Origin of the sequence: Collinsella sp. AM38-1BH (genome assembly GCF_003467545.1) — a bacterium.
GTDB lineage: Bacteria > Actinomycetota > Coriobacteriia > Coriobacteriales > Coriobacteriaceae > Collinsella.
In genome coordinates this window covers 176,703-194,481 of the sequence record NZ_QSHC01000001.1, presented here as the reverse complement: position 1 = coordinate 194,481, position 17,779 = coordinate 176,703, and the positions used below count along the sequence as shown (strand labels likewise).

The following is a 17,779-nucleotide window of genomic DNA, read 5'->3' as shown; positions in this document are numbered from 1 at the left end:
TTTTATCAAGTGACGGATCGCTTGTGGAGCCGCACTCCATTTTGCTCGTTAGCCTTCCTTGCGGACTTTTTGCAGGTAGCGGTAGACGCTGGGCTCTGAGATGCCCAGCGCGGCGGCGGCGCAGGCCACGGCGCCCTTGAGCATGAACACCCCGTTACCGTTGAGGTGGCGAATGACGTCCACGCGGTCGCTCTGACCAAGCGACGCTACATCCAGCCCGCGCGCGCTCAGCAACTCGGCAATGCTGCGGTCGATGAGCTCCTGTGTAGACTCCGAAAGGCTTTCGACCTCGATAGGGGCGGGCTCCGTGCGCGTCGGCGCCGCGTCGAAGCACGCCATGAGCTGCTGCGCCATGGCGTTGATGGAGCGCACGGTCGAGAGGTCGGTGTTGACGCAGAGCATACCGACGATCTCATCATTCTCGCGGATAAAGTACGTCGCTGACTCCAACGTCTTGCCGCCGGCACCGCGCCCCTCGTAGCCCGTAATAAACGGCAGGTCGCGATACTTGGCGTCGTGCATGATCTTGAGTGCCAGATCGGTGGCGGGACCGCCGACCTTGCGGCCGCTTACGATGCCGTTGCGAATATCGACGATGGCGTGGTCGGGATCCGAGAAATCGTGCAGCACGATTTCGCTGTTTTTGCCGAGTATCTGCTCCAGAAAATCGACCATCGGCAAAAAGCGACGTACGGTCTCGTTCACGGGCAACTCCTTTGGGTGAAATCGGAAATGTTCATAACAATTTTTTCTCATGGTAACACGCTGCCCATCATCTCGTATATCCGCAGGTACATTGCGTAATGCAGACGAACGGTAGGAATTTAGCGGTAAACGGTTGACCAAAAGAAAAGTTAGATGTTATTTTGACCAGACACTTTCCTGACCTGCGGAAATGCGTTATTTCAGCTGAAGAATAGTCTGATAACAAAAAATTATTATTGAGAATGAGAATCATCTTTAATACGATATGCAATGAAGGCACAACCTCAACCCCGCACTGCGTCACAATAGAGCGTTAGATGCGAAAACAACTACTTCGAGGATTGGTGGTCAAATGACCCAGGAGACGGTTACGAACGGCACTGAAGCCCTGTTCACTCGCGAAGGCATGCCTCCCGTTAAGGAAATGATCCCGTGTGCCCTTCAGCACGTACTGGCATCGTTTGCCGGCATCATTACCCCGGCGGTCATCATGGCCGGCGTCTACGGCTTTAATAGCCAGCAGAGTACCGACATCATCCAGGTCGCGCTCATTCTTTCGGCGATCGACACGGCCCTTCAGGCCTTCGCTCCCTTCCGTCGCATCGGCGGCGGCCTGCCCATCGTCATGGGCGTTTCGTTCGCGTTCCTGCCGGCCCTGCAGGCCATGGGTGCCTCGGGCTTTAGCTTTGGTGCGCTGCTGGGTGGCGAGATCGTCGGCGGCGCCGTCGCGGTCCTCTTTGGTCTGGCCTACAGCAAGATCAAGTGGCTGTTCCCGCCCGTCGTGACCGGTACGGTCATCTTCTCCATCGGCGTTTCGCTGTATCCCACGGCCGTCAAGTATATGGCCGGCGGTATGGGTACGCCGCTGTGGGGCACCCCGCAGGCCTGGTGCGTCGCTCTTATCACCTTCGCCGTGGTCTTTGCGCTCGCCAACTTTGGCAAGGGCACGCTCAAGCTGGGATCCGTGTTCTTTGGCATGATCGTTGGCATGATCGTCTCCATCCCCTTTGGCATGATCGACTTCTCCAGCGTCGCCACCGCTCAGGTCTTCGCCCTTCCCAAGCTCATGCCCTACGCGCTCGAGTTTGATCCCGAGGTCTGCATTACCCTCGCCGTCGTGTTCCCCATGGTTGCTATCCAGGTTATCGGTGACGTTTCCGCCGCCTGCCTGGGCTCCATCGACCGTATGCCCACCGAGCGCGAGCTCTCCGGCGCTATTGTGTCCCAGGGCCTCACCTCTATGGTCGGCGGCCTGCTGGGCGGTCTTCCCACCAGCGCCCTTGGCCAGAACGTGGGCATCATCTGCTCCAACAAGGTCGTCAACAAGTGGGTCTTTGTGATCATTGCGGCCGTCTTTGCCATCGCCGGTCTGTTCCCGCAGCTCTCTGCCGTCCTTTCCGCTATCCCGCAGCCCGTCATCGGCGGCGCGACCGTCGGCGTCTTTGGCACCATCACCATGAACGGCGTGCGCATGTTCACCCGCGAGGGCCTCACGCAGCGCACTACCACCATCGTCGGTACCTCCGTCGTCTTTGGCCTGGGTATCTGGATGGCCAGCGGTTGCCTTGCCGGCGAGGGTATGCCCACCTGGGTTTCCACCGTCATCGGCTCCAATGCCGTAACCCCCACCGCCATCATGGCCATTGTCCTTAACCTGATCCTTCCGCAGACGCCGGTCGTGGCCCAGCACATCGATGCTGCCAAGGACGCTGCCGTGGATCTGGTCTTGCCCGAGAGCAAGAAGTAACCAATTCGGTGCTATTCGTCGGCGGACGCATCGCCTCGTCCGCCGACGTCATGCGGCGCCAAGCCGCACTTCAAAGGGTTTGTCCCTTTGGTGAAGCGTTGACGGGAGAGGGCCCGTTTCCGGTGTAGGCCGGCGCTTCGCACTCCGCCATGTCAGAGGTGTCAAACCCCGCCTCTGATGTCGAAGGGAGCATCCATGCTTCTGGTCGCTAACGGTTCCGTCTTTACCCGCAACGCTCAGACCCCGTTTATTCCAAACGGTGCGGTCGCCATTGACGGAGATACGATCGTCGAAGTGGGCCCCGAGTGCGAGCTCAAGGCCAAGTACCCGGATGCCGAGTACGTCGACGCCCAGGGCAACCTCATCATGCCCGGACTCATCAACTGCCACACCCACATCTATTCGGGTCTAGCCCGCGGCCTTGCCATCAAGGGCTGCAACCCCACCAACTTCCTGGAGAATCTTGAGCAGCAGTGGTGGAAGATCGACGACAACCTGACGCTCGACGGCACCAAGGCCAGCGCCTATGCCACGATCTTGGACTCCATCCGCGACGGCGTCACCACGATCTTCGATCACCATGCGAGCTTCTGTGAGATCCCGGGTAGCCTCTTTACCATTAAGGACGCAGCTCAGGAGCTGGGCATGCGTTCGTGCCTGTGCTACGAGGTCTCCGATCGCCGCGGCCAGGAAAAATGCGACCAGGCCATTGCCGAGAACGCCGAATTTGCCCAGTGGGCCGCCAAGGAGCGTCGCGATAACGACAACCATATGATCGCCGCCATGTTTGGCGGACATGCCACCTTTACGCTTTCGGACGAGACCATGGATAAGATGGCCGAGGCCAACAACGGCCTGACCGGCTTCCACATCCATGTGTGCGAGGGCATGAACGACGTGTGGGATTCCCGCCTCAACCGCGGCGGCATCAGCCCCGTCGAGCGCCTGCTGCAGCACAACCTGCTGGGTCCCGACACCATGCTGGGCCACTGCATCCACGTGACGCCTGCCGAGATGGATATCGTCAAGGAGTCCGGCACCTGGCTCGTCAACAACCCCGAATCCAATATGGGCAACGCCGTGGGCTGCGCCCCCGTGCTCGAGTTCTTCCGCCGCGGCATCCCCGTGTGCATGGGCACCGATGCCTACACCCACGATATGCTCGAGAGCCTCAAGGTCTTCCTGATCATTCAGCGTCACAACGCCGCTATGCCCAACGTGGGCTGGTGCGAGGCAATGACGATGCTGTTCGAGAACAACGCCAAGATGGCCAGCAAGTACTTCGATCGCAAACTCGGTGTGCTCGAGGCCGGCGCTGCCGCCGACGTCATCGTCATGGACTACAAGCCCTTTACGCCGCTGAGCGAGGAGAACATCGACGGCCACATGCTCTTTGGCATGATGGGCAAAAACTGCCGCACCACCATCATCAACGGCCGCGTCCTGTACAAGGATCGCGAGTTCGTTGGCATTGATGAGGACAAGATCAACGCGTGGACCATGGCTGAGTCCAAGAAGCTCTGGAGCACGCTCAACGAACGCACCTACTAATTACAAGTAGATTCACGCGCGTCGGATGTTTCGCCGCGTTCGACGCGCGTATAGGCGGCCTCCGCGGGGTCGCCGGCGCTGTGCTAGCGCTACACCGTATTTGCGCCCGTCGCGCGGTCTCGCCGGGCGTTACAGAGAGGAGCTCATTATGAGCGACATCATGAGGCCGATCCCGTTTTCGCAGCTGATGAACTGGATCATCGAGGAGCACAAGACTCAGGGCGCCGTCTTTGGCGTGCGCAAGATGGTCACGACCAACCAGGAGGGCGCGCTTCCCATTTTTGACGAGCGCATCGAGACTCCGTTTGGCCCGGCCGCCGGTCCCAATACGCAGCTGGCCCAGAACATCGTGGCATCCTACGTGGCCGGTTCCCGCTTCTTTGAGCTCAAGACCGTTCAGGTTATGGACGGCGAGGAGCTCTCCAAGTGTGTGAACAAGCCCTGCATCGTGGCGCAGGACGAGTGCTACAACTGCGAGTGGTCGACCGAGCTCGAGGTTCCGCAGGCCTTTGCCGAGTACGTGAAGGCATGGTTTGCCTGCCACCTGATCGCTCGCGAGTACGGCCTGGGCAGCCCGGATGGTTTTGTCTTCAACATGTCCGTGGGTTATGACCTCGAGGGCATCAAGAGCCCCAAGGTCGATGCGTACATTGAGGGCATGAAGGACGCCAGCGGCTCCGAGGTTTGGAACGAGTGCCGCACGTGGGCGCTCGCTAACCTGGACAAGTTTGAGCATGTCGATGCCGCGTTTGTCGAGTCCATCCCGGCGCGCGTCTCCAACTCCATTACCGAGTCCACGCTGCATGGCTGCCCGCCGGCGGAGATCGAGCGCATCGCGACCTATCTGATTACCGAGAAGGGTCTCAACACCTACATCAAGTGCAACCCCACGCTGCTGGGCTATGAGTTTGCCCGCCAGCGTCTGAACGAGCTGGGCTTTGACTACATCGTTTTCGATGACACGCACTTCCGTGAGGACCTGCAGTGGGCCGATGCCGTGCCTATGTTCGAGCGCCTGATTGCCCTGTGCGCCGAGCGCGGCCTGGAGTTTGGCGTCAAGCTGACCAACACCTTCCCCGTCGACGTGACGAGAAACGAGCTGCCCTCTACCGAGATGTACATGTCCGGCCGTTCGCTGTTCTCGCTGACCATCGAGGCCGCCCGCCGCATTACCGAGCAGTTTGACGGTAAGCTGCGCATCAGCTACTCCGGTGGTGCCACGGTCTACAACATCCGCGCCCTGTATGATGCCGGCATTTGGCCCGTCACCCTGGCGACCGACGTGCTCAAGCCCGGTGGCTACGAGCGCTTTAGCCAGATGGCCGGCGAGTTTACCGACCTGGATGGCAAGCCGTTTGCGGGCGTCTCGCTCGAGGCCGTGACCGCGATTCAGACCGACTCGCTCACCAACCCGCTCTACAAGAAGCCGCTGCGCCCGCTGCCCGACCGCAAGGTCGCCGGCAAGAGCCCGCTTTCCGACTGCTTTACCACGCCGTGCCGCACGAGCTGTCCCATCCAGCAGGATATTCCCGCCTATCTGGCGGCTGTTGACGAGGGCCGCTTCGAGGACGCGCTCAACATCATCATCGAGCGCAACGCCCTGCCGTTTATCACCGGCACCATCTGCCCGCATCCCTGCGGCCGCGCTTGCGAGCGTGCGTTCTACGAGCCCGAGGGTGCCCAGATTCGCGCCAGCAAGCTCAAGGCTGCCCGCGAGGCCATGACCGCCGTGCTGCCCAAGCTGCGCGCCCAGGCCATTGCCAACGACGGCGAGCACAACGTTGCCGTTATCGGTGGCGGCCCGGCCGGTCTGGCGACGGCGTTCTTCCTGACGCGTGCCGGCGTGCCCGTCACTATCTTTGAGGCCCGCGATTCGCTCGGCGGCGTGGTCCGCCACGTGATCCCCGAGTTCCGTATTGCGAGCGACGATATCTCCCACGATGCCGAGCTCTGCCTGGCCTTTGGCGCCAAGGTGCAGCTCAACGCTCGCGTGGATTCCATTGAAGAGCTCAAGGCCCAGGGCTTTACCGACGTGGTCGTGGCCACCGGTGCCTGGATGCCCGGCTCTGCGGGCTTGGGCGAGGGTGCCGAGCTCGACGTGCTGGAGTTCCTCGAGACCGCCAAGAAGGGCGAGAAGCTCGAGCTGGGCGAGGACGTCGTGGTCATCGGCGCCGGCAACACCGCCATGGATGCTGCCCGCGTGGCCAAGCGCCTGGCTGGTGTGAAGAACGTGCGCCTGGTGTATCGCCGCACCAAGAAGCAGATGCCCGCCGACGAGGAAGAGCTTGATCTTGCTCTTGCCGACGGCGTTGAGTTCTGCGAGCTGCTGGCGCCCAAGGCACTCAACGGCGCCGTGCTGACCTGCGATGTTATGGAGCTTGGCGAGCCGGATGCAAGCGGCCGTCGCAGCCCCGTCGCCACGGGCGAGACCGTCGAGCTTCCCGCCACCACGGTGATCTGCGCCGTGGGCGAGGGCATCGACGCCAGCCTGTACGATGCCGCGGGCGTCGAGCACGACCGTCGCGGCCGCCTTGCCGCCACCTCCACCGGCGTCGAGGGCGTCTGGGCTGCGGGCGACTGCCGTCGCGGTCCTGCTACCGTGGTCGAGGCCATCGCCGATGCCGCCGAGGTTGCCCGTGCCATCGCCGGCGTGGACTTTAACAAGTACGCCGACCAGAATGCTCAGGCCGGCCGCGAGGACACCTGCTACGAGCGCAAGGGGTCGCTGTGCCGCGACAAACGCAACTGCACCAAGACCCGCTGCCTGGGCTGCGGCTCGGTGTGCGAGGTCTGCTGCGACGTGTGCCCCAACCGCGCCAACGTGGCAATTAAGGTGCCGGGCCTGGCCAAGCATCAGGTCGTCCATGTCGACGGCATGTGCAACGAGTGCGGCAACTGCGCCGTGTTCTGCCCTTACCAGGAGGGTCGTCCCTACAAGGACAAGCTCACCCTGTTCTGGAGCGAGGAGGACATGGAGAACTCCGAGAACGAGGGCTTCCTGGCCGTGGACGAGGACCACTTTAAGGTTCGCGTCGCCGGCACGGTCCGCACCGTCTCGGTCGATGCCGTCAACACCGGTCTTCCCGAGGCCGTCCGCCTGACCATCAGGGCTGTGCGCGACAACTATTCGTACCTTCTTAAGAAATAGGCGAGTCTCTTATGGCCAAATCCATTCAACATAACGTGGCCTACGTTGCCTGCGGAAGCGGTTGCGCCTCCGCAGGCGGCGATGCCCGCTGCAGCGAAGGCTGCATTGGCTGTGGCGCCTGCGTCACGGCTTGCCCCCACGGTGCCATCTCACTGGTCGACGGCGTTGCCCGCGTGGACCGCTCCAAGTGCACGGGCTGCGGCCTGTGCGGCATGGCGTGCCCGCAGCGCGTGATTGCCTTCGTTCCCGGCTACCAGAACATCCTGGTGCGCTGTAACAACACCGACAAGGGCGCCATTGCGCGCAAGATCTGCGACACGAGCTGCATCGGTTGCGGCATGTGCGCCAAAAAGTGCCCTGCCGGCGCTATTCGCATCGAGGACAACTGCGCCCATATCGACGGCGCGGACTGCCTGTCGTGCGGCATGTGCGCGGTTGTGTGCCTGCATGGCGCCATTCACGACCGCACCGGCATTGCCGCCGGCGTGTAGAAGGGAATCACCATGGCACAGGAATTCACTTTTACCGTTAACGGCGTGGAGCGCACGACGACTCAGAACAAACCGCTGCTGCGCTACCTGCGGGACGACCTGCATATTCACTCCGCCAAGGACGGCTGCTCCGAGGGCGCGTGCGGTACCTGCACCATCCACGTGGACGGTGCGGCCGTCAAGGCGTGCGTGCTGACCACCGCGCTTGCCGCCGGCCGTAACATCGTAACCGTCGAGGGCCTGCCCGAGGACGTGCGCGAGGCCTTTGTGTACGCCTTTGGCGCCGTGGGCGCCGTGCAGTGCGGCTTTTGCATCCCCGGCATGGTCATGGCGGGTGCGGCACTCATCGCCGAGGACCCCGAGCCCACCGAGGAACAGATCAAGTACGCCATTCGCGGCAACGTCTGCCGTTGCACCGGCTACAAGAAGATTATCGAGGGCATTTCGCTGGCAGCCGCGGTGCTCCGCGGCGAAAAGCAGATCGACGAGGACCTGGAGCGCGGCGATGACTACGGCGTGGGCAAGCGCGCCTTCCGTATCGACGTGCGCAAGAAGGTGCTCGGCGAGGGCAAGTACCCCGACGACATCGACGAGCTCGACCAGCCGGGCCTGACCTATGCCAGCGCCGTGCGCTCGAAGTACCCGCGTGCCCGCGTGCTCTCCATCGATACCTCCAAGGCCGAGGCCCTGCCCGGCGTGGTGGGCATTCTGCGCGCCGAGGACGTGCCGGTCAACCAGGTCGGCCACCTTATCCAGGACTGGGACGTCATGATCGCCCAGGGCGATATCACCCGCTGCGTGGGCGATGCCATCGTGCTGGTGGTTGCCGAGGACGAGGCGACGCTCGAGAAGGCCAAGAAGCTCGTCAAGGTTGATTACGAGCCTCTGGAACCCGTGCGTAACATCGCCGAGGCCAGGGCTGCCGACGCTCCGCGCCTGCACGACAGCTTCTTTGCCTTTGGCAACACGGTGGAGCTCAAGGACAACGTATGCCAGAGCCGTCACGTGACGCGTGGCGACGCCGCCAAGGCGCTGGCGGAGAGCGCGTTCACCGTGACGCAGCGCTTTACTACGCCCTTTACCGAGCATGCTTTCTTGGAGCCCGAGTGCGCCGTCGCCTTCCCGTACAAGAACGGCGTCAAGGTGCAGTCGACCGACCAGGGCGCCTACGACACGCGTAAAGAGTGCGCCCACATGTTTGGCTGGGATAGCGAGCCCGAGCGCGTGGTCGTCGAGACCATGCTCGTGGGCGGCGGCTTTGGCGGCAAGGAGGACGTGTCCATCCAGCACCTGGCCGCGCTCGCCGCATATAAGTTCCAGCGTCCCGTGAAGTGCAAGCTCGCGCGTGCCGAGTCGCTCGCGTTCCATCCCAAGCGCCACGCCATGGACGGCACCTTTACACTGGGCTGCGACGCCGAGGGCAACTTTACCGGCCTGGATTGCGAGATCAACTTTGATACCGGCGCCTACGCGTCGCTGTGCGGCCCGGTGCTCGAGCGCGCCTGTACGCATGCCGTCGGCCCCTACAAGTACCAGAATACCGACATTCGCGGCTTTGGCTACTACACCAACAACCCGCCCGCCGGCGCGTACCGCGGCTTTGGCGTTTGCCAGTCCGAGTTTGCGCTCGAGAGCCTGATCGACCTGCTGGCCGAGAAGGTCGGCCTGGATCCGTGGGAGATTCGCTACCGTAACGCCATCGAGCCGGGCGAGGTTCTGCCCAACGGGCAGATTGCCGACTGCTCCACGGCGCTGAAGGAGACGCTGCTCGAGGTCAAGGATGCCTACTATGCGCATCCCGGACACGCCGGTATCGCCTGCGCCATGAAGAACGCCGGCGTGGGCGTGGGCCTGCCCGATGCCGGCCGCTGCAAGATTCGCGTCGAGAACGGCGTGGCCGTGGTCTATGCTGCCACGTCCGACATCGGCCAGGGCTGCAACACGGTCTTTTTGCAGGACGTTGCCGAGGCATGCGGCCTGCCGCTTCGCTGCATCGCCAATGGCGAGTGCTCTACCGAGAACGCTCCCGACTCCGGCACCACGTCTGGCTCGCGTCAGACGGTCGTGACCGGCGAGGCCGTGCGCGGCGCCGCCTTCCTGCTGCGCGATGCCATGCTTGACATCGAGGCCGGCAAGCATGCACCCGATGCTCCTGTGAGCGCCCATGGTGATGGCATCAAGATCGAGTACGACGACGGTCGCGCCTATCAGCTGCACACACAGGAACTCGTCGCCGGCCAGGGTATGTATCCTCAAGATCCCGCGGCTGCTATCAAGGCACTCGAGGGATGCGAGTTTGGCTACGTGTACCTGGAGCCGACCGACAAGCTGGGTGCGGATGTTCCCAACCCCAAGAGTCACATCTGCTACGGCTTTGCCACGCATGTGGTCATTTTGGACGACGACGGCCGCGTGAGCGAGGTCTATGCCGCACACGATTCCGGCAAGGTGGTCAATCCCATCTCCATCCAGGGTCAGATCGAAGGCGGCGTGCTCATGGGTATGGGCTATGCGCTTACCGAGGATTGGCCGCTCAAGGACTGCGTGCCCCAGGCGAGGTACGGCACGCTCGGGCTGTTCCGCGCGCCCGAGATTCCGGATATCCACGCCATCTACGTGGAGAAGGACGAACTGTTGCCCGTGGCATACGGCGGCAAGGGCATCGGCGAGATCGCAACGATCCCCACGGCGCCCGCCGTGCAGAACGCCTACCGCACGTTTGACGGCAAGCTGCGTCCAAATCTGCCCATGGTGGATACGCCCTACAGCCGCGTCCGCAACCGCGGGTAGGGTAGGGCGCGGACAGCCATTACTGACGAGCTGTTCGCGCTCAACATCAACTGCATATGCTGCGCCTTTGGCCCCAGCTCCATCGTGAGTCGGGGCCTTTTGTTTGGAGCGCCTCCGCATGCGGAAACTGCGTCCCAGAATTTCGCTTCAGAGTGGGATGCCGTTTCCGGCTGAACCCTCTGGCGGAAAGTTCATCCCAGAATTGACGCTCGGAGTGGGACACAGTTTCCGGATGGAACCTCAGCGGAAATTGCGTCCCAGTTTGAGCGTCTATTCCGGGATGCAGTTTCCGCTGGGCGCTTCAGCCGGAAAGCGTGTCCCGTTCTGGGCCTTGATTCCGGGACACGGTTTCCGCTAGGTATGCCATATGGAAGGCGCATCCCATTCTGAGCACTCAATCTGAGATATGGTTTCCGCGGTGCCGCCAACTGGAAAGTGTGCCCCAGTTTGATGGGCAGGCGGGCATAAGCTCAACAGCTCCTACAGGTCCACCTCGTTGAGCCATGTCGGCAGCGCGGTCTGCCGGATGCCTGCCGTCTGTAGCTTTTTGGCGAGCACTCCTGCCGAGCGGACCTCGCTGATGGTAAAGCGCAGCAGAGGGTGACCGTAGAGCGATAGGTGCGCCTCGCGCTGTCGTTCGGCAACGAGCGCCTCGGCGGTGGTGCGTCCGGCCAGCATGGTCTGGTCGGTATATTTGATGAGCCCGTCGAGCTCGCCCAGCGTGAGTTCCCGCGCCTGGCGCTCCCAGGCAAAGTCCGTTCGTATGGGCTTGGCCGAATTGAAGGGGTCCGTCAGCTCGTATTGAAGCCAATCGGGCGCAAAGCCCGTCTCGATCATGACGGCTCGGGCGACCGATTCCCCGCCGCTCTCGGCGCGGGCGTCGGCATATCGAAGCGTTGTGAGAGCCGTACGAATCGCGCGACCATTGCGGGCAGTTGCTCGTTGCTCGACGGCCTCCATCAGCTGTTCCCGCACAAGGACGAGCTTTGAGATCGCCGAATCGGCAATGGGCATACCGTCGGCAAAACCGGTCTGCAACAGGCAATCTGTAACCGTTTGGATGGGCGGCGTTACCGATATGCCGGCTCTGCGTTTTGCTCCGGCCGGCTCAATCTGGTGCCGCTGAATATGTGCGCCCGGACGAGCCGACGGCTTGGTGGTACTGCAGACATGCACGACATTCAGGTGTCGCCACGAGACCTCGAGCCCCAGCAGACAGGCGGCCGAAAACGAGCAGAACGTCCAATCGGGGTGGATGATCGCAAGGGCGCGGAGGATTTCGCAATGGCGTTGCGCTCGGTTGAGTTCATCCCAGCGCGTTTTTCGCGCAAACAACCCCGGCATGGGCGAGACAACCGTGCCGCCGGTGCGCCGAAGGAGCGCTTTTCGGATCGCCGTGCTCGGGGGAATCAGGCAGCGCCCCTCTTGTTCGGCTTGAGTGAGCAGTTGGTCGATGAGCTGGTCATTGCAATGGGTCATGAGCTACCGCCTCCTTTTGGGTAGCAAAAACGTATCAGCTGGAACTTGCCGCTCAGCTGACCAAAAGCTGACCAAAATCTAACCATGCAGGTAGATGACCTGCTTTTGGCAACATATTTCTTGTTTGAATCGGTGGGCGGTAATCGGCGACCGTGAACGGTAACTGGATATGAAGTCTTGGTAAGTTTCGGGACGTGTACTTTTTGAAAAAGAGCATTCTATCTGCTGTTTTGTGTTTCTGGATCGCATATTTGAAGGCATGTGATAAGGGCGGCGGACTGTCGCCTTGTATCTGCGGAAACTGTGACCCGGAATTGCCACTCGGAATGGGACGCGCTTTCCGGACAGCCCTTCAAGCGGAAACTACACCCCAGATTTCGGCCTCAGAGTGGGATGCCGTTTCCAGATCGGGCCTCAAACGGAAATTGCATCCCGGAACGAGCCTTCAGAGCGGGATGAACTTTCCCAACGGGCCGCATGCGGAAACTGTGTCCCGGAATTGCCACTCAGAACGGGACACGCTTTCCGGATGGGATGCTTGGCGGAAACTACGGCCCAGTTTTGGCTCCAGAACGGGATGCATTTTCCGGAACGGTCCACGTGCGGTGGTGTACCGCCCCTTTTGCGTGCGCTGCCTGTCGAATTACGTTATAGCTAGCTATATTATAGGAAGGTATAATATAGCTAGCTATAACGTAAAGGAAGGATGGCCCTATGTTTATCGGAAGAACAGCGGAAATGTCCGAGCTCAATCGACTGTATGGCACGGGCTCCTTTGAGATGCCTGTGATTTACGGCCGCCGTCGCGTGGGTAAAACGCGCCTTATCACAGAGTTCATCCAAGGCAAGAGGGCTATTTACTTTCAAGCTCGTCGTACCAATGCAGAGGCAAACCTGCACGGCTTTAGCCAGGCGATACTTGCGGGTTCGGTTGGTGCTGCAGGCGTGTCGTTTCGTAGTTTTGACGAGGCGTTCGATGCATTGGCCACCATGGCTCGCACGGAACGTTTGATTGTTGTGATTGACGAGTATCCCTATCTCGCCCAATCGAATCCCGAGATCAGCTCGTTGCTGCAAGACAAGATCGATCACTTGTACAAAGAGACCAAGCTCATGCTTATCCTGTGCGGCTCGTCTCTTTCGTTTATGGAGGAACAGGTGTTGGGCTACGAGAGCCCACTATACGGTAGGCGTACGGCCCAGTTTAAGATCTTGCCGCTCGATTTTATGACGACTCTCGGCCTGTGGCAGAGCATGGGTCGCGAAGACGCTGCAGTTTGCTATGGCATGACGGGCGGCATTCCTGCATATATCGAGAAAGTCGATCCTGCCGCACCGCTCAAGGACAACATCAAACGTCTTTTTCTTACTCCTACGGGCTATCTCTTTGAGGAGCCGAGTAACCTGCTATTGCAAGAGTGCCGCAATCCCGAGCAATATGATGCAATCGTGCAAGCAATTGCTCAGGGGCGCTCGAAGATCTCGGAGATTGCGAGCTCTACGGGAATCCCTGCGAGCAACGTAAAGAGCTATGTGGATAAGCTGGCGTCGCTTGGGATTGTCGAGCGCGAGCTGCCCCTAAACGAGACGAGCAATAAGCGAGCCGTGTATCTGCTGAGCGATCAGATGTTTAGGTTCTGGTACAAGTTTGTTCCGCAGAACATCGGGCTGATTCAAAACGATATGGCCGAGATGGCGTATAAGCGCATTGAGCCGTACGTATCGGATTACATGGGTACGGTCTTTGAGCTCATATGCAGACAATACGTGTACGAACTCGCGCGGGCGGGCCAGCTCGATGTGGTTCCGGCGAGCGTCGGGCGCTGGTGGGGGACGGATAATCGTACGCATACGCAGGAAGAAATCGACTTGATTGTTGACGATGGCGAGGGCGATGCGCTGTTTGCGGAGTGCAAATGGCGCAATGAACCGGTAGGCGAGGATGTTCTGGAAAAGCTCGTGTACCGAAGCGAGCTCTTTAGGCGGCAGCATAAAAGCTACGTGATCTTTTCGAAGCGTGGCTTTACGCAAGGATGTCAGGAAGCTGCGGCGAGCAGGGGAGATGCCAAGCTGATTTCGTTTGCCGAGATGTGCGAGCGGAGATAACCAAGCGCGCTCTGATGTGATGCTCGGAATGGGATGCGCTTTCCTTTTGCAACCCTTGGCGGAAAGCGTGTCCCAGATTTCGGCTTCAGAATGGGATGCCGTTTCCGGATCGGCCCTCAGGCGGAAACTACGACCCGGAATTTGGCTCCAAAACGGGATACGCTTTCCCGGTGGCATCTCTAGCGGAAACTGCATCCAGGAATGAGCTCTCGGAACGGGACACGCTTTCCCATCGGGGCTTCAAACGGAAACCGTGTTCCGGAATTGAGCCTCAGGGTGGGACGCATTTTCCGGTAGAGGCCTGGGACGGAAGGCGTGTCCCAGAATCCGGCTAATCCGATGGCCAGGTGGTTGAGCGAGCGGGCTCCGGGGCTCCATTACTGAAAATTCATTTGTTAAACCTGGCAACCGTAGGTAGAATAAAGTCGACGGCAGCCCAAGGGTGATAGCTGGGCAGCGCCGTTACTTAGTTCAAGGGGTCAATGCCTTAACGGCGTCGACCCCTCTTCTTTTGCTTCGTACGCTGCTTAAGTGCCTCGGAAAGTCCGATAAGCGCCGTGAGGAGCGAGACCAAAGCGGTCAGGAGCTTCACGAAATCAATCAGATCGGTCATGGGCATCACCTCCCGTCGCATGGAGGGCGCTGCCCGGCACATGGAACTGCCGTCAACAACTGCCATTCTATCAAAGCGCGGTCATAAATACGAATATATGTTCGATAATAACAGCAACGTGATTCCCTCGAATAGCAGCCTTTCGTAAGGGCGGCAGAAGACGGCGCTGGGCGATTGGGGCTAGACGCGCAGGTCTTCGTCACCGAAAGCCCGTTTGATTAACCAGCCCTCTGTAGGTACACTGCATATTGATGGGCCCGGGATGACCGCTGATTCAAGTCACCGGGCCTAAATCTTTTTCATGCATTTGAATAGAGCGGGCAACTCTCTTGGGGCCGTCTGCATGGCGTGTGCCTGGCGCATGGTATTGCGCCCAGCTTTCATGTCCGCGCGGCCACCTATCCTTACGGCAATGTAGCCGCCTATGTAGCAAGCGGCAGGCAACGGAGAAAGGCCCTAACCGTGTCAGTTGAAAAAGACGCCGGGTATCTCGGCTATCGATACGACGAACTTTGCGCGCCAGATTGTGCTGGACTTTGAGTTTGCGCCGGTGCCAAAGCAGCGCCAGCGCCGTGGACTGCGCAATGAGATTATCGAGGTCGGCGCCGTCAAGCTCGATTACCACGGCAACGTTATGGGCGAGTTCTCGCAGTTTGTGCAGACGGAATTTACCGAAGGCGTTGCGTTTCCCGTCCGCGAGCTCACAGGTATATCGGCCGTGGACACCGCGATGGCCGACCCGCTCTACATGGTGATCAAAAGGCTCAGCGATTGGATCGGCCGCTACTCCGCCCAGATAGTTTGCTGGAGCGGGACGGACCGTCGACAGCTTATGACCGAGTGCCAGGCAAAGCAAATCGACCTTGCCGCATTTCCTACGGACTGGGCCGATCTGCAGGCGTTTTACACCTCGATCATGGACGTGGGCAGCCACGAGTGCGTCTCTTTGAATGACGCGGCGACGTGGTTTGGCATCGAGTTTGACGAGTCGACGGGTCACGCCCACAGTGCCCTAGCCGACGCGCGCGTGACCGCCAAGTTGCTCAAGCAGGTGATGGACGGGGGCTATCGCGTGAGTCCGCGTGCTCAGGAGATCCGCCAGCGGTGGGGGATGGGCGATCGAGCCCAGATGCGCCTTTCCAACAAGTGCCCCGAGCTGGGCGACCTGCTGCTGAAGCTGAAGGCGGAGGGGAGGTAGGGGGCGTTCAGTTGGTAGCCGAGGCAGTTGGGACGGTCGAGGTCGCGCTAACGAAAATCCATTTGTTAAACCTGCTAGCCCTGGGTACACTGCATATCGATGGGCCCGGGATGACCGCTGATTCAAGTCACCGGTCCTAAATTCATATCTATAGGTTTAACCGAATGGCTGACAAGCCTACGGGACCTAAGATTCCATGGCATCGCGAATGGGCAGAACGTTGACTCTCGACTTCCCCTTCTATCTGCGTCAGATGGTCATTGGCTTCTGTTCCTTTGCTAGAATCAGAAGCACATTTGTATTGCATCATGCAATCGCGGGGGTTGCCAATGAAATACGCCGAGCTTGTCGACGGAGAGGCCAAGACAGGCGAGCTCAAGAGCTTTCTTGTGGATGGCGAGAACGTTGCCGTGACCATCCGCATACCTAAAAACATGCGTGATGCGGCGAAGGACGCCGCTGCGCTTTCTGGCATCAGCTTTACCTCGCTGGTAAAGATGAGCCTCATCGAATATCTGACCAAGAAGGAGAAATAGCAGTGGCGGATAGCGACGATCTTATCAAGGCCGTTGGCGCCAATATTCAAGAGAAGGCATCTCTCATTTGGAGTGCCGCCGATACCCTGCGTGGCCCCTACAAGCCTCATGAGTACGGCCTGGTCATCCTTCCTATGACCGTTATCAAACGCTTCCACGACTGCCTTGAGCCCACGCACGATGCCGTTCTCGCCGCAGCTGAGAAATACAAAGCCTTTTCCGTGAAGGACGGCTTTTTGCGCGATGCCTCCGGCTACCCCTTCTACAACACCTCTAAGTTCACCTTCGAGACGCTCAAGGCCGACCCGGAGAACATCGAGGACAACTTCAAGGGCTACATCAACGGGTTCTCGGACAACGTGCAGGACATCTTGGCACGCATGAAGTTCGCCGACCAGATCGAACGCCTCTCCGACCCAGACGCCCCGCTGCTCTACCAGGTCGTCTGCGACTTCTGCAAGCCGCAGGCCGACATGTCGCCCGACAAGATCAAAGCTGTGGACATGGGCTACATCTTCGAGAACCTCATTCAGCGCTTCTCCGAGTCCTACGACGAGGACGCCGGCGCTCACTTCACGAGCCGCGACATCGTGTACCTCATGACCGACCTGCTCATTCAGGCGGACCCGCACGTCTTCGACGGCGACCGCATCACGAAGACCGTCTACGACCAGACCATGGGAACCTCGCAGATGCTCGGCTGCACCGAGGAGCGCCTGCGCCAGCTCGACGCCGAGGCCCGTGTAACCTGCTACGGTCAGGAGTTCAATCCCTTCACTTTCGGCATCGCGAAGGCGAGTGCGCTAATTCGTGGCGAGGACGACGCCAACATGCGCTTCGGAGATACCCTCTCCGCCGATAAGTTCGATGGCTTCAAGTTCGACTACTGCATTTCCAATCCACCCTTCGGTGACCCGTGGAATCCTCAGGCCCCCTCGGTGGAGAAGGAATTCAAGACTGCCGGCGGTGGACGCTTCCCCGTTGAGAAGCTTCCCGCCAAGGGCGATGGTCAGATGCTCTTCGTGCTCAACGGCCTGTCTAAGCTCAAGGACGACGGCGTGATGGCGATTGTCCAGGACGCGAGTCCGCTCTACAAGGGCAAGCCCGGCAGCGGCGAGGACAGCATCCGCCGATACGTGTTGGAGAACGACTGGCTCGACGCGATCGTGCAGCTGCCCTGCGACTCGTTCTACAACACCGGCATCGCCACCTACGTTTGGCTCTTCAGCAAGGCGAAGGCACCGGAGCATCGCGACCACGTGCTGCTCATCGACGCCTCCCGGTGCTTCGAGAAGCGCCGCAAGGGCATTGGCGACAAGAAGAACGACATCACCAAGTCCTGCCGCGACCTTATCGTCTAGGCGTACTCCGAGTATCGCGACGGCACTTGGACGGGCGCCGGGTCCAACGGACTA

At 60.3% G+C, this 17,779-nt stretch carries 12 protein-coding genes; 9 read left to right on the top strand and 3 right to left on the bottom strand.

Going from position 1 to position 17,779, the window contains the following annotated elements; translation table 11 throughout:
- Positions 1 to 48: 48 nt before the first annotated feature.
- Positions 49 to 705 (bottom strand): transcriptional regulator, encoded by a 657-nt coding sequence (locus DW870_RS00750; protein ID WP_233506175.1) that lies wholly within the window; start codon positions 703 to 705, stop codon positions 49 to 51.
- A 352-nt stretch (positions 706 to 1,057) separates the two neighbouring features.
- Here DW870_RS00750 and DW870_RS00745 point away from each other — a divergent pair, with 352 nt between their 5' ends.
- From DW870_RS00745 to xdh, 5 genes are all read left to right on the top strand, one after another.
- Positions 1,058 to 2,452, top strand: a complete 1,395-nt coding sequence (locus DW870_RS00745; RefSeq protein ID WP_035137475.1) for a uracil-xanthine permease family protein — start codon at positions 1,058 to 1,060, stop codon at positions 2,450 to 2,452.
- Positions 2,453 to 2,647: 195 nt separating this feature from the next.
- On the top strand, positions 2,648 to 4,003 hold the full coding sequence (gene ssnA, locus DW870_RS00740) for a putative aminohydrolase SsnA (protein WP_117769385.1): 1,356 nt from the start codon (positions 2,648 to 2,650) through the stop codon (positions 4,001 to 4,003).
- A 148-nt stretch (positions 4,004 to 4,151) separates the two neighbouring features.
- Positions 4,152 to 7,151 carry a putative selenate reductase subunit YgfK gene (ygfK, locus tag DW870_RS00735; protein ID WP_117769386.1) on the top strand — a complete coding sequence of 1,000 codons (3,000 nt, stop codon included), beginning with the start codon at positions 4,152 to 4,154 and terminating at the stop codon, positions 7,149 to 7,151.
- Between the two features lie 11 nt (positions 7,152 to 7,162).
- Positions 7,163 to 7,642 (top strand): 4Fe-4S binding protein, encoded by a 480-nt coding sequence (locus DW870_RS00730; RefSeq protein ID WP_117769388.1) that lies wholly within the window; start codon positions 7,163 to 7,165, stop codon positions 7,640 to 7,642.
- Between the two features lie 12 nt (positions 7,643 to 7,654).
- Positions 7,655 to 10,432 (top strand): selenium-dependent xanthine dehydrogenase, encoded by a 2,778-nt coding sequence (gene xdh / locus DW870_RS00725; protein WP_117769390.1) that lies wholly within the window; start codon positions 7,655 to 7,657, stop codon positions 10,430 to 10,432.
- A gap of 480 nt (positions 10,433 to 10,912) precedes the next feature.
- Here xdh and DW870_RS00720 read toward each other — a convergent pair whose 3' ends face one another.
- Complete coding sequence (locus DW870_RS00720; RefSeq protein ID WP_117769392.1) at positions 10,913 to 11,911, bottom strand: hypothetical protein; 999 nt, start codon at positions 11,909 to 11,911, stop codon at positions 10,913 to 10,915.
- 714 nt (positions 11,912 to 12,625) lie between these two features.
- Here DW870_RS00720 and DW870_RS00715 point away from each other — a divergent pair.
- A complete protein-coding gene (locus DW870_RS00715) occupies positions 12,626 to 14,017 on the top strand; it encodes an ATP-binding protein (RefSeq protein WP_117769394.1) in 1,392 nt (463 codons plus the stop codon).
- A gap of 487 nt (positions 14,018 to 14,504) precedes the next feature.
- Here DW870_RS00715 and DW870_RS09530 read toward each other — a convergent pair whose 3' ends face one another.
- Entirely contained in the window at positions 14,505 to 14,630 is a 126-nt protein-coding gene (locus tag DW870_RS09530) for a hypothetical protein (protein WP_255412934.1), read from the bottom strand.
- Positions 14,631 to 15,099: 469 nt separating this feature from the next.
- Here DW870_RS09530 and DW870_RS00710 point away from each other — a divergent pair, with 469 nt between their 5' ends.
- From DW870_RS00710 to DW870_RS00700, 3 genes are all read left to right on the top strand, one after another.
- Positions 15,100 to 15,828, top strand: coding sequence for a 3'-5' exonuclease (locus DW870_RS00710; protein ID WP_117769396.1), 729 nt, complete (start codon positions 15,100 to 15,102; stop codon positions 15,826 to 15,828).
- A gap of 329 nt (positions 15,829 to 16,157) precedes the next feature.
- Complete coding sequence (locus tag DW870_RS00705; protein WP_117769397.1) at positions 16,158 to 16,364, top strand: hypothetical protein; 207 nt, start codon at positions 16,158 to 16,160, stop codon at positions 16,362 to 16,364.
- Between the two features lie 2 nt (positions 16,365 to 16,366).
- Positions 16,367 to 17,725, top strand: a complete 1,359-nt coding sequence (locus DW870_RS00700; RefSeq protein ID WP_199573563.1) for a class I SAM-dependent DNA methyltransferase — start codon at positions 16,367 to 16,369, stop codon at positions 17,723 to 17,725.
- Positions 17,726 to 17,779: the final 54 nt, after the last annotated feature.

What these genes read in the sequence shown, in the direction of transcription:
- DW870_RS00730 (WP_117769388.1), top strand. Translation starts at nt 7,163, where the DNA reads ATGGCCAAATCCATTCAACATAACGTGGCCTACGTTGCCTGCGGAAGC.
- DW870_RS09530 (WP_255412934.1), bottom strand. Translation starts at nt 14,630, where the DNA reads ATGACCGATCTGATTGATTTCGTGAAGCTCCTGACCGCTTTGGTCTCG.
- DW870_RS00720 (WP_117769392.1), bottom strand. Translation starts at nt 11,911, where the DNA reads ATGACCCATTGCAATGACCAGCTCATCGACCAACTGCTCACTCAAGCC.
- ssnA (WP_117769385.1), top strand. Translation starts at nt 2,648, where the DNA reads ATGCTTCTGGTCGCTAACGGTTCCGTCTTTACCCGCAACGCTCAGACC.
- DW870_RS00715 (WP_117769394.1), top strand. Translation starts at nt 12,626, where the DNA reads ATGTTTATCGGAAGAACAGCGGAAATGTCCGAGCTCAATCGACTGTAT.
- DW870_RS00745 (WP_035137475.1), top strand. Translation starts at nt 1,058, where the DNA reads ATGACCCAGGAGACGGTTACGAACGGCACTGAAGCCCTGTTCACTCGC.
- xdh (WP_117769390.1), top strand. Translation starts at nt 7,655, where the DNA reads ATGGCACAGGAATTCACTTTTACCGTTAACGGCGTGGAGCGCACGACG.
- ygfK (WP_117769386.1), top strand. Translation starts at nt 4,152, where the DNA reads ATGAGCGACATCATGAGGCCGATCCCGTTTTCGCAGCTGATGAACTGG.
- DW870_RS00705 (WP_117769397.1), top strand. Translation starts at nt 16,158, where the DNA reads ATGAAATACGCCGAGCTTGTCGACGGAGAGGCCAAGACAGGCGAGCTC.